The sequence below is a fragment of the Aquiflexum sp. TKW24L genome, assembly GCF_023502205.1.
Classification (GTDB): domain Bacteria; phylum Bacteroidota; class Bacteroidia; order Cytophagales; family Cyclobacteriaceae; genus Cognataquiflexum.
In genome coordinates this window covers 1-1,096 of record NZ_JAMFLG010000088.1, presented here as the reverse complement: position 1 = coordinate 1,096, position 1,096 = coordinate 1, and the positions used below count along the sequence as shown (strand labels likewise).

General features: G+C 49.7%; 1 protein-coding gene. It reads right to left on the bottom strand.

What is annotated here, in order from left to right; genetic code table 11:
* The coding region (locus tag M3O96_RS21875; protein ID WP_249725451.1) for an HYR domain-containing protein at nucleotides 1-1,096 on the bottom strand (1,096 nt) is incomplete at both ends.

Sequence of the window (1,096 nt, the reverse complement as noted above, 5' to 3'; positions counted from 1 at the left end):
CTCCGGATCACTTCCTTCCTCAAACTCAATCCCTTCTGCTACAAGCCTTTCAAACGGCGTATTCCAAGGCACAGTCACCAGGTCATTGGTAACCTCATCGGTCGTTCTGGATGTTTTGCCAACTTTCTTGCATTTGAAGACAATCAGCTTGAATTTGAATTTGGCCATGGCTGTATTGCCTGATTGGTCTTTGGCTTCAAACTCAATGTAGCAGTTCTCAGGTTTTTTAAAGACTGTGCCCGGTGCCGGCGTCTGGGTAATGTCAAAGGAGCAGTTGTCACTGGCAGTGGTTCTGTCTTTGAAATCAGGCATCCTAAAGGTTTCACCTGAACGCATGATCCATACAAACGGTCTTTGGTCCACTGTAATTTTCGGCTTGGTATCATCCACAACGATCACCTTGAACTCAGCGACATCCCTGTTTCCCTTACCATCCTTGACGATCAGTTTGACGGTGTTCTCACCGACATCCACACAGGTAAAGTCACACTTGCTCAGGTCGAGTTTAGGGGTGCCGCAGGTGGCCGTGGAACCGTTGTCGGCCATATCAGGGTTAAGTCTGGCTTTGCCATCCTTATTCAGTCTGAGTGTGATCTCAGGAATCGCTTTGGCTATCACCTTACATTCCCCACTGACAAGATTGACTGTAACCTTCTGTTTGGCGGTGCATATGTTGCCGCTTCCGTCTTTGACTGTCCAGGTCACCGTGGTGGTGCCTATCGGGAATACGGCAGGGGCATTGTTCCTTACCTCGGCAATACTGCAGTTGTCAGATGTTTCAGGTTGGCCAAGTGTAACCTCGGTGGCAGGAATGCCACCACCGGAAGAGCTTAAAACAAGGTTTGCCGGAGCTTTTATGACCGGAATCTCCCTGTCCCTGACTATTACTTTCTGCAGGGATGTTGCCGTATTGCCATTCCTGTCAGTTACTGTCCAGGTTACTATGGTCTCTCCGAGTGGGAAGGTTTCCGGCGCATCGTTGGTCAGACCTCCGTCAGGGATGTCACCTGTAAATGTGGCTACCCCAAGGTAAACTTCCCTTGCCTCACATATTCCTTTGTCTGTATCTACCGTGAGCCCAGCAGGTGCGCTCACA